Annotated in this window: 2 protein-coding genes; one reads left to right on the top strand and one right to left on the bottom strand. The window is 74.7% G+C overall.

Going from position 1 to position 1,077, the window contains the following annotated elements:
• Positions 1-738: MFS transporter (locus AC2W7J_RS18380; RefSeq protein ID WP_485984225.1), on the top strand; the 738-nt coding region annotated here is incomplete at its 5' end.
• On the opposite strand, the gene AC2W7J_RS18375 is transcribed toward AC2W7J_RS18380, so the two are convergent.
• Positions 719-1,077, bottom strand: a 359-nt coding sequence (locus AC2W7J_RS18375; RefSeq protein ID WP_485984223.1) for a thiamine phosphate synthase, incomplete at its 5' end; no start/stop codon positions are given. The two genes, AC2W7J_RS18380 and AC2W7J_RS18375, sit on opposite strands and share 20 nt — an antisense overlap.

Raw genomic sequence — 1,077 nt, 5'->3', positions numbered from 1 at the left:
CCGCCCCGTCGCCCCCGGCCCAGTGGCGCCGGAGCGCTCGGCATGTGGGGGCTCGTCGCCCTGCTCGCTCTCGTCCCCTGGGTCGTCATCGCCCTGCGCGACCGGGTCCACCGCCGCGCCGCGGGCGAGACCCCGACGTCGCGGATCTGGCACTCCCCCACCGCGATCGCGCTCACCGTGCTCTTCGGCGTGCAGTCGACCAATGCCTACGTGCAGTTCGGCTGGCTGCCGCAGATCTACCGCGACGCGGGACTGTCGGCCGCGACCGCCGGCCTGCTCACCTCGGTGCTCGCCGCGCTCGGCATCTTCGGCGGGTTGCTCATGCCGACCGTCATCGCCCGCAGCCGCGACCTGTCCGCGTGGATGATCGGCTTCGGGACGCTCGCCGTCGCCGGCTACCTCGGTCTGCTCCTCGCGCCGGCGACCGTGCCGTGGTTGTGGGCGGTGCTGCTCGGTCTGTCGGGATTCGCCTTCCCCACCGCCATCGCCCTCATCGCGGCCCGCACGCACAATCCCCACGTGACGGCCCAGCTCTCGGGCTTCGTCCAGCCGGTCGGCTACCTGCTCGCGGGCATCGGCCCCTTCGCCGTCGGTCTCCTGCACGAGCTGACCGGCGGCTGGACCGTGGTGCTCCTGCTGCTCATGACGACCGGTGTCGGCATCACCCTCGCCGGCCTGCGCGTCGCTCGCCCGGTGCTCGTCGACGACGAGATCGGCGTCAGCTCTCCCACGCCCTGAGGCACGCGGCGGCAGCGGCCCCCGGGTCGGCGGCGCCCATCACCTCGCGCACGACCGCGATGCCGGCGACACCCGTGCGGGAGAGGGTCGCGACGTCGGCGAGCGTGACGTCCCCGATGGCGACGACGGGCAGCTGCGTCGCCGCGATCCGAAGGGGGTAGCCCGCCAGCCCGATCGGCGGACGGCCCACGTCCTTCGTCGGCGTGGGACGGAAGGGCCCGCTGCCCAGGTAGTCCGGACGGTGCGCACCGGTGCGCGCGTCGGCCTCACGGACGTGGTCGAGGGTGCCGGCGGTCAGCCCGACGAGCGCGTCGGCGCCGAGGAGGCGCGCGCTCGCCG

It is taken from the genome of Janibacter sp. CFPM2_SD2 (genome assembly GCF_057364645.1).
The sequence above is the reverse complement of the archived record's forward strand: the minus strand, read 5'-3'. Positions and strand labels throughout refer to the sequence as shown.